General features: G+C 62.4%; 1 protein-coding gene. It reads left to right on the top strand.

Annotation, left to right across the window (positions count from 1 at the left end):
* Positions 1–9: 9 nt before the first annotated feature.
* Positions 10–479, top strand: a 470-nt coding sequence (locus AC1DYK_RS35700) for a 3-keto-5-aminohexanoate cleavage protein (RefSeq protein ID WP_478170568.1), incomplete at its 3' end; no start/stop codon positions are given.

Below are 479 nucleotides of genomic sequence, written 5' to 3' on the forward strand. Positions count from 1 at the left end.
CCCCTCACCATGAACTTCCTTGACGGCCACCTGTATCCTGAGAACCAGCAGCCTCTGATCATCACCGCCGCCCCCTATGCGCCGGGCTGGATTCCTTCAGACTTCCCGGAAGACATTCCAGTCACGATGGAGGATCAGATCCAGAAGGCCGTGGATTGCTACGAGGCCGGTGCCACCGTGCTGCATCTKCATGTGCGCGAACCCRACGGCARGGGCAGCAAGCGCCTGTCCAWGTTCAAYGAGCTGATCGCCGGGGTGCGCGCCCGCGTGCCSGAAATGATCATYCARGTSGGYGGCTCSATCAGCTTCGCGCCTGAAWMCGAMGGCGMRGCCGCCAAGTGGCTCAGCGATGACACGCGGCATATGCTGGCCGAACTCGATCCGAAGCCCGACCAGGTGACAGTGACCGTCAACACGACGCAGATGAATGTGACGGAGCACGCCGGTCTGGATGACTTCAAGGGCGTGTCGCGGGGGGA

It is taken from the genome of Variovorax sp. P2_H12 (assembly GCF_056403395.1).